Source organism: Janthinobacterium sp. Ant5-2-1, assembly GCF_001445815.1.
Taxonomy (GTDB): domain Bacteria; phylum Pseudomonadota; class Gammaproteobacteria; order Burkholderiales; family Burkholderiaceae_D; genus Janthinobacterium; species Janthinobacterium lividum_E.
Map to the genome: position 1 here is coordinate 18,809 of NZ_LNCE01000061.1, position 15,491 is coordinate 34,299.

Consider the following 15,491-nt stretch of genomic DNA (forward strand, 5'->3'; position numbering starts at 1 on the left):
TGATCAGCCACGAACCCAGGTTTTCCAGGCCAGCCACAGTTTGCGGATCGGCGTGAGCGAAATGCGCTGTTTCAGCACATGGTAGCCGTCGCGCTCGACTTCATTGAGCAGGGTCCGGTAGATGGCGGCCATGATCAGGCCCGGGCGCTGGGCGCGTCGGTCTTCCGCCGGCAGCAGGGCGAACGCTTCGTCATACGCCTTCTGCGCACGTGCTACCTGGAAACGCATGAGGTTTTCAAAGTTTTCGCTGTGGCGCGCGTTCAGCAGGTCGGCCGCCGTCACATTGAATTGCTGCAATTCGCTGATCGGCAGGTAGATGCGCCCCTTGCGCGCATCTTCGCCCACGTCACGGATGATGTTGGTCAGCTGGAAGGCGTGGCCCAGTTTTTCCGCGTACAGCAGGGTTTCCGGGCGGGTCGCGCCAAAGATGCTGGCCGACAAGATACCCACCACGCTGGCCACGTGCCAGCAATAGCGGCTCATGGCCTGGTAATCGAGGTAGCGGGTCTGATTCAAGTCCATTTCCATGCCGTCGATGATGGCCTGCAAATGTTTTTCTTCCAGTTTATACACGTCCAGGTGCGGCTGCAGCGCGCGCATCACGGGATGCGTGGGGTTGCCCTCGTACATGGCCTTGACTTCCTTGCGCCACCAGACCAGCTTGGTGCGTGCCACGGCTTCGTCCGTGCATTCGTCGACCGTGTCATCGACTTCGCGGCAGAAGGCGTACAGGGCCGTGATGGCCTTGCGGCGCTCGGCCGGCAGGAACAGGAAGCTGTAGTAGAAGCTGGAGCCGCTCTGGGCGGCCTTTTGTTGGCAGTATTCGTCGGGAGACATAGTCAAAAGAGCAAGGGTTGCAGATCGAAGCCGCTATTCTATCGTCTTACAGAGTGGGCGACGGGGGAAAAGCCGTTTTTACTTGTGTCTCTTGATGCAAGCTTTTGCGCGACATGCGCAGGGCGCGCCAGAAAATGATCAGCCAGTCGCGTTTCTCGAGCTTAGGACGGCGCCGGAAAACGTCGTAATTGACGGCTTCGATGCACTCGAGGATGCGCAATCCCCCTTGCACCACCAGGCGCAGTTCCCAGCCGATGCGTCCGCGCAAACGCAGGGCCAGCGGCGCGCCGGACAGCATCAGGGCGCGCGTGCGGGCCACTTCGAAGCGCATCAGGGCGCTCCACTTGCCGTGCGCTTCGGGGCGTTCGAAGGCGGCGGCGGAGACAGCAAAGCGGCTCAGGTCTTCCATCGGCAGGTAGATGCGCTCTTTTTGCTGGTCGATGGCGACGTCTTGCAAGAAATTAATTAGTTGCAAAGCTGAACATATCGCATCGGAATCGCGTACATTCTGTTCATCGGCCGCGCCATACAGGTGCAGCATCAGCAGTCCCACGGGGTTGGCCGAGCGGGCGCAGTAATCGAGCAGATCCTCGTAGCTGGCGTAGCGCGTCGTTTCCACATCCTGCTTGAAGGCGGACAACAAATCGTGGAATGGCTTCAGCGGCAGCTGATGTTTGGCGATGACGCCAGCCAGGCGTTCGAACATGGCGGCGTTCTCGCCGGCATGGCCTTCACCGCGCGCGATGCGGCCCAGCGCCTCTTCGTAGGCGTGCAGGGCAGACAGGCGTTCGGCCGGCCTGGTGTCGCCTTCATCGGCCAGGTCGTCGGCGCTGCGGGCGAAGGCATAGATGGCTTCGACGGCGGGCACCAGGCGGCGCGGCAGTAAAAATGATGCAACAGGAAAATTTTCGTAATGGTCTACAGGCATGAACACACTTCTCTAGTCTTGCGTTTGTCCGGCACCGCTCAAACGGTGGAATGAGGCCGGGCGTTGTACGTCTCAAGATTAATGACGCAAAAGTCACTAAAAACTTTTACGCACGATTATAATTAATAACCAGAAAGTCATTAGCGGTAAATCACTCGCCGCCATGACCAAGCTGATATTGTCACAAATTTAAGGATATCGCGTGCGAAAAAGTTTGGCTTAACCCAAAGGGCAAGCAAAAAGTTTCTCCGCATAAAAATATTGCAGCCCGCATAGTAAAGGAAAATACCTTGTTTGCCCTGAAAACCCTGCGCCGCGAGACCGGCGCATCCGTACTTCCCGCCCTGCGGCTGATTGCCGCCGCGGCCATCGCGCTGACCCTCGCTGCCTGTTCCAAGCCTGCCGTCAAAGTGGAAGACGTGCGCCCCGTGCGCGCCATCGTATTGTCTAGCAGTAATGTTGACGTAAGTGCCGAGCTGTCGGGCGAGGTCGTGCCCCGTGTCGTGTCGCAGCTGGGTTTCCGCGTGGGCGGCAAGATCGTCGCGCGCAAGGTCGACGTGGGCGCCAGCGTCAAGAAGGGCCAAGTGCTGATGCAGCTCGATCCCGTCGACTTGCAGCTGTCGCAAGCCCAGGCCAAGGCTTCGCTGGTCAGCGCGGAGACGAGCCGCGACCTGTCGCGTGCGGAATTGAAGCGCTACCAGGATTTGCGCGAGAAAAATTTCGTCAGCCAGGCCGTGCTTGATGGCAAGGATGCCACCTACAAGGCGGCGCAGGCAAACGTGGAAGCGGCCCAGGCCCTGTACCGTGGCCAGGCGAACCAGTCCGGCTATGCCAGCTTGCTGGCCGACGTCGATGGCGTCGTCACGCGCATCGAGGCTGAAGTGGGGCAGGTGGTGGCGCCCGGCGCGCCCGTCGTGCAAGTGGCCAGGAGCGGCGAGAAGGAAGTCGTGATCGGCATTCCGGAAGACAAGGTCGAGACCTTGCGCGGCGTCAAGGATGTGGTCGTGCGCCTGTGGGCCGACCCGAAACAGGCGCTGCCGGGCAAGATCCGCGAAGTGTCGCCCGTGGCCGATGCCGCCACGCGCACTTATATCGCCAAGGTCAGCATTCCGGACGCGCCGCAAGTGCGTCTGGGCATGACGGCCGTCGTGCAATTCGCCTCGCAGACGGCCACGCCGCAGATCAAGGTGCCGCTGACGGCCCTGTTCAATGAAAAGTCGCAAAGTTCCGTGTGGGTGGTGGAAAACGGCGTCGTGAAGCTCGTGCCGGTGACGGTGGGTGGCGTGGCGGGCAATGAGTTGCTGCTGGCCTCAGGCGTGAAAGCGGGGCAGACGGTGGTCACGGCAGGCGTCAACCTGCTCAAGCCGGGCCAGAAAGTGACCATCCTCGGCGCCGACGTGGCCAGCAAGCCGGATGTGGCCGCTGCCGCCGTCACCGTGGGTGCGGCCAAATGAAGGGCGGCTTCAATCTGTCGCGCTGGGCGCTCGAACACATCCCGCTGACGCGCTACCTGATGGCCGTGCTGCTGATCGGCGGCATGCTCAGCTATGCCAGCCTGGGCCAGGATGAAGATCCGCCGTTTACCTTCCGCGCCATGGTCTTGCAAGCCTACTGGCCGGGCGCCACGGCCTTGCAGATGGCCGAGCAGGTGACGGACAAGCTGGAAAAGAAACTGCAGGAAACGCCCTACATCGACGAGATCACCAGTTATTCGAAGCCGGGCGAAACCCTGATTCTGCTGGAGTTGCGCGAATCGGCGCCGCCCAAGGAAACGGCGGCCGCCTGGTACCAGGTGCGCAAGAAGATCGGCGACATCCAGGGCACCTTGCCGGCCGGCGTCGTGGGCCCGTTCTTCAATGACGAGTTCGGCGATACGTACGGCTCCATCTTTGCCCTGTCCGGCGACGGTTTTACGTACGCGGAAATGAAGGATTACGCGGACAAGGTGCGCCAGGAACTGCTTGCAGTAGGGCAGGTATCGAAGGTGGAACTGTTCGGCGTGCAGGATGAAAAAATCAATATCATCTTTTCGCACAAGAAATTTGCCCAGCTGGGCATTCCTTTTGACGGCATCGTGCAGCAATTGTCCGCGCAAAACAGCATCAACGCCACGGGCGTGCTGGTAACGCCGACCGATAATCTGCAAGTGCGCGTGACGGGCGCCATGGTAACCGTCAAGGACCTGGAAAACCTGGAACTGCGCGCCAACGGCACTACCTTCCGCCTCGGCGACTTTGCCACCGTGAAACGCGAATTCGTCGATCCGCCGAAGGACAAGATGCGTTTCAATGGCAAGGAAGTGATCGGCCTGGGCGTGTCGATGGAAAAGGGCGGCAACATCATCGACATGGGCAAGGCCTTGCAAGCCACCGTCACGCGCATGAAGCGCGAATTGCCGGTCGGCATAGAATTGCAGCGCGTGTCGAACCAGCCGGAAGCCGTGTCCGCTTCCGTGGGCGAATTCGTGCATACCCTGATCGAAGCCATTCTGATCGTGCTGGCCGTCAGCTTCGTCGCGCTGGGCTTGCATACGAAGCCGCTGCGCATCGACGTGCGGCCGGGCCTGGTGGTGGCGCTGACCATCCCGCTGGTGCTGGCCGTTACCTTCCTGTTCATGCGCCTGCTCGACATCGACTTGCACAAGATTTCCCTGGGCGCCCTGATCATCGCGCTGGGCTTGCTGGTAGATGACGCCATCATTGCCGTTGAGATGATGGTGCGCAAGATGGAAGAGGGCATGTCGCGTTTCGACGCGGCCACGTTCGCCTATACGTCGACGGCCATGCCCATGCTGACGGGCACCCTGATCACGGTGGCGGGCTTCTTGCCGATTGGCCTGGCCAAGTCGGCTGCCGGCGAATACACGTTCTCCTTGTTCTCCGTCAATGCACTGGCCCTGATCATTTCGTGGGTGGTGGCCGTGGTGTTTACGCCATACATCGGCTACATCTTGCTGAAAGTGAAACCGCACGCGCATAACGACCATGAATTGTTCGACACGCCGAACTTCCGCCGTTTCCGCCGCGCCGTCACCTGGTGCGTGGAATGGCGCAAGACCACCATTGTCGCCACCCTGGCCATCTTTGCGCTGGGCATTTACGGCTTTAACTTTATCGAAAAGCAATTTTTCCCCGATTCCAGCCGTCCGGAACTGATGGTGGAGCTGTGGTCGCCCGAAGGCACGACGTTTGCCGCGAATGAAAAGCAGGTCAAGAAATTCGAAGCGTTTGTGAGCAAGCTCGATGGCGTGGAAAGCGTCACCAGCTACGTCGGTACGGGCAGCCCCCGTTTCTACTTGCCGCTGGACCAGATCTTCCCGCAGACCAATGTGTCGCAAGTGGTGATCCTGCCGAAGAGTCTGGCTGAACGTGAACGCTTGCGCCAGCAAATCGTCGACGTCTTCAAGAAGGATTTTCCGGAAGTGCGGGGCCGGGTCAAACTGTTGCCGAATGGACCGCCGGTGCCGTATCCCGTGCAATTTCGCGTGATGGGGGCGGAAGTGGCCGGTGTGCGGGCCATTGCCGACCAGGTCAAGGACATCATGCGCGCCAATCCGAACACCCTGGGCGTGAACGACAACTGGAATGAATCGGTGAAAGTGCTGCGCCTGGACCTGGACCAGGACAAGATGCGCGCGCTGGGCGTCACCTCAAAAACGGTGATGCAGGCGGCCAATACGATTTTGTCGGGCACGGTCATCGGCCAGTTCCGCGAAGACAACAAGCTGATCGACATCCAGGTGCGCCAGCCGCTGGAAGAGCGGGCGACGATTTCCGTGTTGAATGACACAAATATCCCGACGGCAACGGGCAAGTCCGTGCCCATCTCGCAACTGGCCCGCGCGCATTTCGTGTGGGAACCGGGTGTCGTCTGGCGCGACAAGCGCGAATGGGCCATCACCGTGCAGTCGGACGTGATCGATGGCATCCAGGGCGCCACCGTGTCGACCCAATTGACGCCGCAGATGGATGCCTTGCGTGCCAAGTTGCCAGCTGGCTACCATATCGTCGTGAAAGGCGTGGCGGCCGACAGCGGCGAGGCGGAAGCGTCGATCTCGGCCAACTTGCCGCTGGCCATCTTCATCATCTTTACCTTGCTGATGCTGCAGCTGCACAGTTTTTCGCGTTCCCTGCTCGTCTTCCTGACGGGGCCGCTGGGCGTGGCGGGCGCCGCGTTTGCCTTGCTGGCGTTGGGCCGGCCGCTTGGTTTCGTGGCCAACCTGGGCATCATCGCGCTGTTCGGCATGATCATCCGTAACTCGGTGATCCTCGTCGACCAGATCGAGCAAGACATCAAGGATGGCTCGGCCCCGTGGGACGCCATCATCGACTCGGCCGTGCGCCGCTGCCGTCCCATCGTGCTGACGGCTGCCGCCGCCGCGCTGGCCATGATCCCGCTGTCGCGCTCCGTGTTCTGGGGGCCGATGGCCGTGGCCATCATGGGCGGCCTGATCCTGGCGACGGCCTTGACCTTGCTGTTCCTGCCGGCCCTGTATGCGGCCTGGTTCCGGGTCAAGAGGCCGGAGCCGGTGGGCGCAAAAGAAGGCTAGGAGGCAGCGCCAGGGCGCTGGCATAAAAAAGGCGGCATTCCTCTGGGAAATCCAGTAGAATGCCGCCTTTGCTTTACCGAGCGCTTGCTCCGGGCTTGCTCATAAGTCCAAGGTAGCCAGATCGCTCCCGAGTTGTTAAAATCAGGGAAGCAGTTTATAGCAAGTAGCACACAGTAGTACAAAATGCGGATGTGGTGGAATTGGTAGACACGCTGGTCTTAGAAGCCAGTGCTTCGGCTTGGGAGTTCGAGTCTCCCCATCCGCACCAATCCGGGTTGTTCCAGCCCGGACGTGCAGCACCATCAAGATATTCTCCAAACATTCAGTTTAATTAAGCAAGTGCGCCCAGTGCGCCCAGTTGCCTGCTCGACTGTTGCACCATCTGCGCAATCAATGCCTGCGCCTGCGGGTAGCCGCTTTTTTCCATCAATTTGTCATCTTCAGTCAGCGGCCACAGCGCCTGCAGGACGCGTTGCCGTGCCTGCGGCCAGTTGTGCTCCTGCGCCTGCGTTGAGGGCGGCAGTTCCTTGCCTAGCAGGTGCAGCACCTCGCGCGTCTGCGCCAGCTCTTGCTCTGCCTGCGCGGCCAGCGTATCGCTGCGCGGTGGCGGCTGCAGCGCCAGATAAGTATCGAGTTTGCGGCTCTGGCGTTCGTACAGGTCGAGCAGCAAATGCAAGGTGGCGCCGCCTGGCCGCCGTTGGGTGTCGAGCGCATCGAGCACGTCGAGCAGCCAGTGCGTCATCTGCCGCCCGGCCAGTCCCAGCTCCGGCCAGGTGGTGCGCTGCAATTGCTCGCCCAGGTAGCGGGCGCGATCGATGGCGCGCCGGCTGCCGCTCATGTGCTGGCCGATGGGGCCGTACTGTGGCGCCAGCGCCGCCTCCTGCTGCTCGGCCAGCAGGCACAACAGAGCCAGGTGGACATACACATGAAAGGCGGCCAGGGTGCGGTGGGCATCCCAATAATGATTGCCCTCATCATCGGGCGCATTCCACAGCGAGCAGACCTTGGCGCCATCCTCACGCGCATAGTCGGGCGCCAGCAGGCTGTGGCCGTGGCGGAAGTCGTAGAGTTTCTGGTGCAGCGACTCGTGCAGCAAGTGTTCGGCCAGCCACCATGGGTTGCCGATCAGTTCCTGGTTCAGGAACACGCTGCCATTGACACGAAATTGCGAGCTGGACGCCTTGCCGCGCCACGTGCCCAGCTTGGGAAACAGGGCGATCAATTGCACATGAGAAAGCGCGCTGGCCGTCAGGCGGGGCAGCAAGGTTTCCAGCAGGCCCAGCCCGCGTCGCAGCAGTGCCCGTTCCTGCGGCGTGGGCGTGGCCAGCGGCGCGCCGTAGTTATCGTCCATCACGGCAAGGAAGGCCGCCGCATACGGCGTGCCCTGATGCCAGGTATGCCATATATAAGTGTCGTTGTCCTGCGGTGCATATTCGGCGTACAGGCGCGCCATGTCGGGCAAGTGCGCCGTCAGCGGCCGGCCGGGCAAGCCCGCGCGCAGGTGTTCGTCGGCCACCAGGAACAGCGCCGCGCATTGCGGCAGGGGCAAGCCGTACTCGTCACCGAGGTGCAACTGGCGCATGGCGTGCTGGACGGCGCAGCGCAGCACCGTGTCGCCCAGCAGCTGGCGCTGGCGCGCGGGTGGCGCCCCATCGAGCCGGCTGGCCAGCCGCGCGGCCTCGGGCAGGGTGCTGCCCAGCTTGTGCAAGCGCCGCCGGTAGGCGACGGCCAGCTGGTCGCGGATATAGCCGCTGTCGCCAAAGGCGCGGTGGGCCGCCAGCGCCGTTTCCACGGCGGCCAGCACGTCCGCATCCGGTGGCGCGGCGCGCACGGTTGGCGCAGCCACTGCCGGCTCAGGCGACGGTAGGGTGGTCGTGGTCGTGGTGGCCATCGCCCCGCATGCGCAATTCCATTTCATCGACTTCCGTCTGGATTTTTTGCAGGTCGTCGTCCGTGACGCCGTCGAGCAGGCGGCTGAGGACCATTTGCAGCTTGGCTTTGGCGTTGCTGGAACTGCCGGGTGTACTATCGCTCATGATGTTTTCTCCCTTAAATTCACTTGGAGAGGGCGTACGCGGCTTAGGTTTGCCTGAAAAATGGCCAAATTGAGGTAAATCAAAGGTTTTTTGCCCGAAATCTTCGCTGTGAGCGCATTTCTTTGTTTCGGACGGGGCGCCAGTTCGCATATACTAATGAACGAAGCAGGCTGGAAAGCCTGTCTCTGGCGAAATAAAGAATGCCGGGGCAAGAGTAAAGACAGGGCACTCCCAGGCTGTGGCGACTCGTTCGCCGCCGCTGGTATCCTCTGTGGCCGGGCTGCAAAGCCAGCCACTTTCCCGAAGTCCTTTGTTATAATGCCACGCTTTACCGAATGATGGCCGGCCCTGCATATACCTAGACGCATGGCTGGACGCTCGGAGCCCTGTCGCAGTACTGGAAGCGGCGGATTGTTTGGTGCCTGGTGCGGGTTTTTCCTCAGCCGGGTAGACCAGGTCCATCGTCCTGTTTTCAGTACTTTTACAGATGAATATGCGAGCGAGTGAAGCTGGACCCATGTCTTGCCGCCAGTGATGGCGCAAGGGGTCGGGTCTTCTTTTCTCGCACCAACAGTGTTTATTTTTTGGACGATTTTTTACATGGCAACTGCAGTCGAAACCTTGGGCAAACTCGAACGTCGTATCACGATCTCCTTCCCGCTGACGGACGTCCGCACGGAAGTTGAGAAGCGCCTGAAAGTGCAAGCCCGTACGGCTAAGGCACCGGGCTTCCGTCCGGGCAAAGTGCCGTTGAAAATGGTCGCAGCACAATACGGCTACCAAATTGAATCCGAAGTGCTGAATGACAAAGTCGGCCGCGCGTTCAACGACGCCGCCAACGAAAACAATCTGCGCGTGGCCGGTTTCCCGAACATCGTGCCGAAAGAAGAAGCAGCCGAAGGCCAGCTGGCTTTCGACGCAACGTTCGAAGTGTATCCGGAAGTCGCCATCGGCGACCTGACGGCCGTTGAAATCGAAACCGTGCAAGCCGACGTGTCGGAAGCCGAAATCGACAAGACCATCGACATCCTGCGCAAGCAGCGCGTGCACTTCCACACCAAGGGCGAAGCTGGCGAACACGGCGACGGCGGCGAAGCTGTCGCTGCCAATGGCGACCGCGTGACCGTCGACTTCGTCGGCTCGATCGACGGCGTTGAATTCCCAGGCGGCAAAGCGGAAGGCTACGCTTTCGTGCTGGGCGAAGGCCGCATGCTGCCAGAATTCGAAGCAGCGACCCTGGGCCTGAAAGTGGGCGAGTCGAAGACCTTCCCATTGTCGTTCCCTGAGGACTACCATGGCAAGGACGTTGCCGGCAAAACCGCATCGTTTACCATCACGCTGCAAAAGCTGGAATGGGCGCACCTGCCGGAAGTCGATGCCGAATTCGCCAAGTCCTTGGGCGTTGCCGATGGCGACCTGGCCAAAATGCGCGAAGACATCAAAGTCAACCTGCAACGCGAAGTCGCTGGCCGCGTGAAAGCACGCAACAAGGAAGCCGTCATGGACGCGCTGATCAAAGTTGCTGAGCTGGAAGTGCCAAAAACGCTGATCGCTCAGGACTCCGAGCGTCTGGCCGAAATGACCCGTCAAGACATGGCGCAGCGCGGCATGAACGTCAAGGACGTGCCTTTCCCAGCAGAACTGTTCGCGGAAAAAGCCGAGCGTCGCGTACGTCTGGGCCTGATCCTGTCGCAACTGGTGGGCGACAACAACCTGCAGGCAACGCCTGAGCAAGTCAAGGCGCAAATCGAAGATTTCGCCCAAAGCTACGAAGATCCACGCGAAGTGCTGAAGTACTACTACAGCGACCGTCGTCGTCTGGGTGAGATCGAAGCCCTTGTATTGGAAGAAAACGTCGTCACTTACGTGCTGGGCCTGTCGAAAGTCACGACGAAAGCAGTTGCTTTCGACGAACTGATGGGAAGCAACGCACAAGCGTAAACCAGTTGGTATTGGGATGCCGTCATTGCTGAAAAGTACTGATGGCTTCCCCTAACTGCTTCACAAGGAAATGAAATGACAGGTATGAACCGTAATCCGGCGCTGGACACAGAGATGCTCGGCCTGGTGCCGATGGTGGTGGAACAAAGCGGTCGCGGCGAGCGCTCGTATGATATTTACTCGCGCCTGCTGAAGGAACGCTTGATTTTCATGGTTGGCCCGGTCAATGACCAGATGGCCAACCTGGTTGTCGCCCAGCTGCTGTTCCTGGAAAGCGAAAATCCGGAAAAGGAAATCTCGCTCTACATCAACTCGCCAGGTGGTTCGGTCTCGGCCGGCATGGCCATCTACGACACCATGCAGTTCATCAAGCCGGACGTCTCGACCCTGTGCACGGGCATGGCTGCTTCGATGGGCGCTTTCCTGCTGGCCGCTGGCGCCAAGGGCAAGCGTTTCTCGCTGCCGAACTCGCGCATCATGATTCACCAGCCGTCCGGTGGTTCGCAAGGCATGGCGTCCGACATCGAGATCCAGGCGAAGGAAATCCTTTACCTGCGCACCCGCTTGAACGGCATCATGGCCGAGCGCACGGGCCAGTCGATCGAACAGATCGCCAAGGACACCGACCGCGACCGTTTCATGTCCGCCGACGAGGCCGTTGAGTATGGTTTGATCGACAAAGTGTTGACCAGCCGCGCTTGATGAGCCCCTACCGGTATTGCTAAGCATGTAAGTAAACGCCCGGGCGATCAAACGTTCGGGCGTTTCGCTTTTATTTCGGGTAGCATGGAGCTTGTGCACGTTGTTGACTTGCGCCATGGGTGGCTGCCTTTGCGGGCAGCTACCGCACTCCGGCTTGCGATTTTGCAATATTGTTAATGCAGTTCCAACCAAAATGCCTTATGTCAGACAAAAAATCCTCTAGCGGCGAAAAATTACTGTATTGCTCGTTCTGCGGCAAAAGCCAGCACGAGGTGAAGAAACTCATCGCCGGCCCGTCCGTATTCATTTGCGACGAGTGCATCGACTTGTGCAACGACATCATCCGTGATGAAACGTCGAGCATCGAGACGGTGACCGGTACCAAATCCGACCTGCCGACGCCGCAAGAAATTGCCGCCTTGCTCGATCAGTACGTGATCGGCCAGCAGACTGCCAAGCGCATCCTGTCGGTGGCGGTGTACAACCATTACAAGCGCCTCAAGCACCTGGGCAAGAAAGACGACATCGAACTGGCCAAGAGCAACATCTTGCTGGTCGGTCCTACCGGCTCGGGCAAGACCCTGCTGGCACAGACCCTGGCGCGCATGCTCAACGTGCCGTTCGTGATTGCCGACGCCACCACCCTGACCGAAGCCGGTTACGTGGGTGAAGACGTGGAAAACATCATCCAGAAGCTGCTGCAAAGCTGCAACTATGACGTCGAGAAAGCCCAGCGCGGCATCGTCTACATCGATGAGATCGACAAGATTTCGCGCAAGTCCGACAATCCGTCCATCACGCGCGACGTGTCGGGCGAGGGCGTGCAGCAAGCCTTGTTGAAATTGATCGAAGGCACGATGGCTTCCGTGCCGCCACAAGGCGGCCGCAAACATCCGAACCAGGATTTCGTGCAGATCGACACGACCAACATCATGTTCATCTGCGGCGGCGCCTTCGACGGCCTGTCGAAAGTGATCGCCAACCGCTCCGAAAAGAGCGGCATCGGCTTCTCGGCCACGGTGCGCAGCAAGTCGCAAAGCTCGGCCAGCGAACTGATGCTGCAAGCGGAACCGGAAGACTTGGTCAAGTTCGGCCTGATTCCGGAGCTGGTCGGCCGTCTGCCCGTCATCGCCACCCTGGCGGAATTGACGGAAGAGGCGCTGATCCAGATCCTCGTCGAGCCGAAGAATGCGCTGATCAAGCAGTATTCGAAGCTGCTCGAGATGGAAGGCGCGGAACTGGAGATTCGCCCGGCCGCCCTGCATGCGATCGCCAAGAAGGCGCTGGCGCGCAAGACCGGTGCCCGTGGCCTGCGTTCCATTCTGGAACATGCTTTGCTGGACGTCATGTACGAACTGCCGAGCGAACAAAATGTGGTGAAGGTCGTCATCGACGAAAATACCATCACCAGTGGCGCCAAACCTTTGTTGATTTATCAAGAGACTGCCAAGGCCTCCGGAGAAAATTGATTACTGCTGAGACAAATGCATAAAAAGGGTTTTGATTCCTTAATGCATGGCAGTACAATTTAAATCAATGAGTGCAGGCTTCAATCGGAAAGCCACTCGCGGCGCTTAGCTGCGCGTGGCTTTTTTTACTGTGAAAACTGCATTTATTACCGTCATGCGGGTGTGTTTTGCGAAATAGACAGAAAAATGTTTGTTTCACAGAATTATTTATTCTCGCCGGTCTTGTGTTTTGGCAGCGAGCGCCAACATCGTAAACACGCTTTCTATAAGGTACGCCATGACAACTTCCAAATTAACTGAGCAAACTCAACTGCCGTTATTGCCGTTGCGGGATGTCGTCGTTTTCCCGCATATGGTGATACCGCTGTTCGTTGGCCGTCCAAAGTCGATCAAGGCGCTGGAAGCTGCGATGGAGCAGGGCAAGAGCATCATGCTTGCCGCTCAAAAAGCAGCCGCGAAGGACGAGCCGTCTCCTTCGGATATCTATGAAATTGGCTGCGTCGCCAATATTCTGCAAATGCTGAAGCTGCCCGATGGCACTGTCAAGGTGCTGGTCGAAGGCGCGCAGCGTGCCCGTATCAACCACATCAGCGATGCGCCGACGCACTTCATCGCCGACCTGACGCCGCTCGAGTCCGAGCCGGGCGACGAGTCGGAAGTCGAAGCCATGCGCCGCGCGATCGTGCAGCAGTTCGACCAGTACGTCAAACTGAACAAGAAGATCCCGCCGGAAATCCTCGCTTCGCTGTCGGGCATCGACGATGCCGGCCGCCTGGCCGACACGGTGGCCGCGCACCTGCCGCTGAAACTCGAGCAAAAACAAGTCATCCTGGAAATCTTCAGCGTGGCCAAGCGTCTCGAGCACCTGCTGGGCCAGCTCGAAGGCGAGCTCGACATTCTGCAGGTGGAAAAGCGCATTCGTGGCCGCGTCAAGCGCCAGATGGAGAAGTCGCAGCGCGAGTACTACCTGAACGAGCAAGTCAAGGCGATCCAGAAAGAACTGGGCGAGGGCGAAGATGGCGCCGACCTCGACGAACTGGAGAAAAAAGTCGCTTCGGCCAAAATGCCGAAGGAAGCGCTCGACAAGGCCACCAACGAGCTGAAAAAACTCAAGCTGATGTCGCCGATGTCGGCCGAAGCCACCGTCGTGCGCAACTACATCGACACCCTCGTCAACTTGCCTTGGAAAAAGAAATCCAAGGTCAATAACGATCTGTCGAATGCGGAAAAAGTGCTCGAAGGCGACCACTACGGCCTCGACAAGGTCAAGGAACGCATCCTGGAATACCTCGCGGTGCAACAGCGCGTCGACAAGCTCAAAGCCCCGATCCTGTGCTTCGTCGGTCCTCCTGGCGTCGGTAAAACCTCGCTGGGCCAGTCCATCGCCCGCGCGACGAACCGCAAGTTCGTGCGCATGGCCCTGGGCGGCGTGCGCGACGAGGCCGAGATCCGCGGTCACCGCCGCACCTACATCGGCTCGATGCCGGGCAAGATCTTGCAATCGCTGTCGAAAGTCGGCGTGCGCAATCCCCTGTTCCTGCTCGATGAAGTCGACAAGATGGGCGCCGATTTCCGTGGCGATCCATCGTCGGCCCTGCTGGAAGTGCTGGACCCGGAACAGAATCATACGTTCTCCGACCATTACATCGAAGTCGATTTCGACTTGTCCGACGTGATGTTCGTGGCCACGTCGAACTCGTACAATATTCCGCCAGCCTTGCTTGACCGCATGGAAGTGATCCGTCTGTCCGGTTACACGGAAGATGAAAAGACCAGCATCGCGCAGCGTTATTTGCTGCCGAAGCAGATCAAGAACAATGGCTTGAAGGAAGAGGAAATTTCGGTGGCCGAGTCGGCCTTGCGCGACATCATCCGCTACTACACGCGGGAAGCCGGTGTGCGTTCGCTCGAGCGTGAAGTGTCGAAGATCTGCCGCAAGGTGGTCAAGATGCTGCTGCTGAAGAAATCCGACAAGAAAGTCATCGTCAACTCGAAAAACCTGGATAAATTCCTCGGTGTGCGCCGCTACGATTTCGGTGTCGCAGAGAAAGAAAACCAGGTGGGCCAGGTGGTCGGTCTGGCATGGACGGAAGTGGGCGGCGATCTGCTGACCATCGAAGCCGTGTCGATGCCGGGCAAGGGCGGCATCATCCGCACGGGTACCCTGGGCGACGTCATGAAAGAGTCGATCGAGGCAGCCCGCACGGTGGTGCGCAGCCGGGCACAGCGCCTGGGCATCAAGGCGGACGTGTTCGAGAAGAGCGACATCCACATCCACGTGCCGGAAGGCGCGACACCGAAGGATGGTCCTTCGGCTGGCGCGGCCATGACGGTGGCGATGGTGTCGGTCTTCACGGGCATTCCCGTGCGCGCCGACGTGGCGATGACGGGCGAGATCACCTTGCGCGGCGAAGTATTGCCGATCGGCGGCCTGAAAGAAAAGCTGCTGGCGGCCCATCGCGGCGGCATCAAGACGGTCCTGATTCCCGAGCAGAACGTGAAAGACCTGGCCGACATTCCGGACAACGTCAAGAACAAGCTCGAGATCGTACCGGTGCGCTGGATCGACAAAGTGCTGGAAATCGCCCTCGAACGCATGCCTGAAGCGTTGGCGGACGTCGCTGCGGTGGAGGCTGTCACGGCCGCCGCGGCCAAGCCTGATGCAGCCGGCGAGGTAGTAAAACACTAACGTTTTACCCCTGTTTTCCCCAAACAAGCGCTTTTAGAGCGCTTGTTTTATATTGAAACGTGAATTGCGCCCCCAAAGCGCTTGACACATATACAGTGTGGCTTGTTTAATACGCCTGCACATTTTTTTCGCCGGACAGCTGTGGTGCCAAAAGTGCCGCAACGATACGGTAAACGTTTTATACCTTTGTAATTGGGGATGCTAGTGAACAAGACTGAATTGATCGACCACATTGCTGAAAAAGCTGACATTTCCAAAGCCGCCGCTGCGCGCGCACTCGACGCTGTTATCGGCGGCGTGACGGAAACTTTGAAAAACAACGACAGCGTGACGCTGGTTG

General features: G+C 59.4%; 11 protein-coding genes and 1 tRNA gene. 8 read left to right on the top strand and 4 right to left on the bottom strand.

The features are described 5' to 3' along the window. Positions 1–3 precede the first annotated feature (3 nt). Positions 4–837: a presqualene diphosphate synthase HpnD gene (gene hpnD / locus ASN89_RS19860; RefSeq protein WP_058050483.1), complete on the bottom strand. Its 834-nt coding sequence runs from the start codon at positions 835–837 to the stop codon at positions 4–6. 46 nt (positions 838–883) lie between these two features. Then, positions 884–1,765, bottom strand: coding sequence for a squalene synthase HpnC (hpnC, locus tag ASN89_RS19865; protein WP_058050487.1), 882 nt, complete (start codon positions 1,763–1,765; stop codon positions 884–886). 290 nt (positions 1,766–2,055) lie between these two features. Here hpnC and ASN89_RS19870 point away from each other — a divergent pair, with 290 nt between their 5' ends. The 3 genes from ASN89_RS19870 (at position 2,056) to ASN89_RS19880 (ending at position 6,582) form a co-directional block, all read left to right on the top strand. After that, entirely contained in the window at positions 2,056–3,219 is a 1,164-nt protein-coding gene (locus ASN89_RS19870) for an efflux RND transporter periplasmic adaptor subunit (RefSeq protein ID WP_082654670.1), read from the top strand. Then, entirely contained in the window at positions 3,216–6,314 is a 3,099-nt protein-coding gene (locus tag ASN89_RS19875) for an efflux RND transporter permease subunit (protein WP_058050484.1), read from the top strand. Before ASN89_RS19870 ends, ASN89_RS19875 begins: the two co-directional genes overlap by 4 nt. Before the next feature lie 185 nt (positions 6,315–6,499). After that, positions 6,500–6,582 (top strand) — tRNA-Leu (locus ASN89_RS19880). A gap of 63 nt (positions 6,583–6,645) precedes the next feature. Here ASN89_RS19880 and ASN89_RS19885 read toward each other — a convergent pair. Together ASN89_RS19885 and ASN89_RS19890 are read right to left on the bottom strand one after the other, a co-directional pair. Next, positions 6,646–8,205: a hypothetical protein gene (locus ASN89_RS19885; RefSeq protein ID WP_058050485.1), complete on the bottom strand. Its 1,560-nt coding sequence runs from the start codon at positions 8,203–8,205 to the stop codon at positions 6,646–6,648. Next, positions 8,168–8,350: a hypothetical protein gene (locus ASN89_RS19890; protein ID WP_046685127.1), complete on the bottom strand. Its 183-nt coding sequence runs from the start codon at positions 8,348–8,350 to the stop codon at positions 8,168–8,170. The genes ASN89_RS19885 and ASN89_RS19890 overlap by 38 nt, the downstream gene beginning before the upstream one ends. Positions 8,351–8,950: 600 nt before the next feature. Here ASN89_RS19890 and tig point away from each other — a divergent pair. The 5 genes from tig to ASN89_RS19915 all read left to right on the top strand — a co-directional run. Then, a complete protein-coding gene (gene tig, locus ASN89_RS19895; protein WP_058050489.1) occupies positions 8,951–10,291 on the top strand; it encodes a trigger factor in 1,341 nt (446 codons plus the stop codon). Between the two features lie 84 nt (positions 10,292–10,375). Next, positions 10,376–10,993 (top strand): ATP-dependent Clp endopeptidase proteolytic subunit ClpP, encoded by a 618-nt coding sequence (gene clpP / locus ASN89_RS19900; protein WP_374106865.1) that lies wholly within the window; start codon positions 10,376–10,378, stop codon positions 10,991–10,993. 200 nt (positions 10,994–11,193) lie between these two features. Further along, on the top strand, positions 11,194–12,462 hold the full coding sequence (gene clpX / locus ASN89_RS19905; RefSeq protein WP_010398446.1) for an ATP-dependent Clp protease ATP-binding subunit ClpX: 1,269 nt from the start codon (positions 11,194–11,196) through the stop codon (positions 12,460–12,462). Between the two features lie 277 nt (positions 12,463–12,739). Beyond that, positions 12,740–15,151, top strand: a complete 2,412-nt coding sequence (lon, locus tag ASN89_RS19910) for an endopeptidase La (protein ID WP_034751007.1) — start codon at positions 12,740–12,742, stop codon at positions 15,149–15,151. A 204-nt stretch (positions 15,152–15,355) separates the two neighbouring features. Further along, positions 15,356–15,491: HU family DNA-binding protein (locus ASN89_RS19915; RefSeq protein ID WP_200969085.1), on the top strand; the 136-nt coding region annotated here is incomplete at its 3' end.

Excerpts from the sequence above, each read along its gene's own strand:
- hpnD (WP_058050483.1), bottom strand. The coding sequence starts at position 837 with ATGTCTCCCGACGAATACTGCCAACAAAAGGCCGCCCAGAGCGGCTCC.
- hpnC (WP_058050487.1), bottom strand. The coding sequence starts at position 1,765 with ATGCCTGTAGACCATTACGAAAATTTTCCTGTTGCATCATTTTTACTG.
- ASN89_RS19875 (WP_058050484.1), top strand. The coding sequence starts at position 3,216 with ATGAAGGGCGGCTTCAATCTGTCGCGCTGGGCGCTCGAACACATCCCG.
- ASN89_RS19885 (WP_058050485.1), bottom strand. The coding sequence starts at position 8,205 with ATGGCCACCACGACCACGACCACCCTACCGTCGCCTGAGCCGGCAGTG.
- ASN89_RS19890 (WP_046685127.1), bottom strand. The coding sequence starts at position 8,350 with ATGAGCGATAGTACACCCGGCAGTTCCAGCAACGCCAAAGCCAAGCTG.
- tig (WP_058050489.1), top strand. The coding sequence starts at position 8,951 with ATGGCAACTGCAGTCGAAACCTTGGGCAAACTCGAACGTCGTATCACG.
- clpP (WP_374106865.1), top strand. The coding sequence starts at position 10,376 with ATGAACCGTAATCCGGCGCTGGACACAGAGATGCTCGGCCTGGTGCCG.
- clpX (WP_010398446.1), top strand. The coding sequence starts at position 11,194 with ATGTCAGACAAAAAATCCTCTAGCGGCGAAAAATTACTGTATTGCTCG.
- lon (WP_034751007.1), top strand. The coding sequence starts at position 12,740 with ATGACAACTTCCAAATTAACTGAGCAAACTCAACTGCCGTTATTGCCG.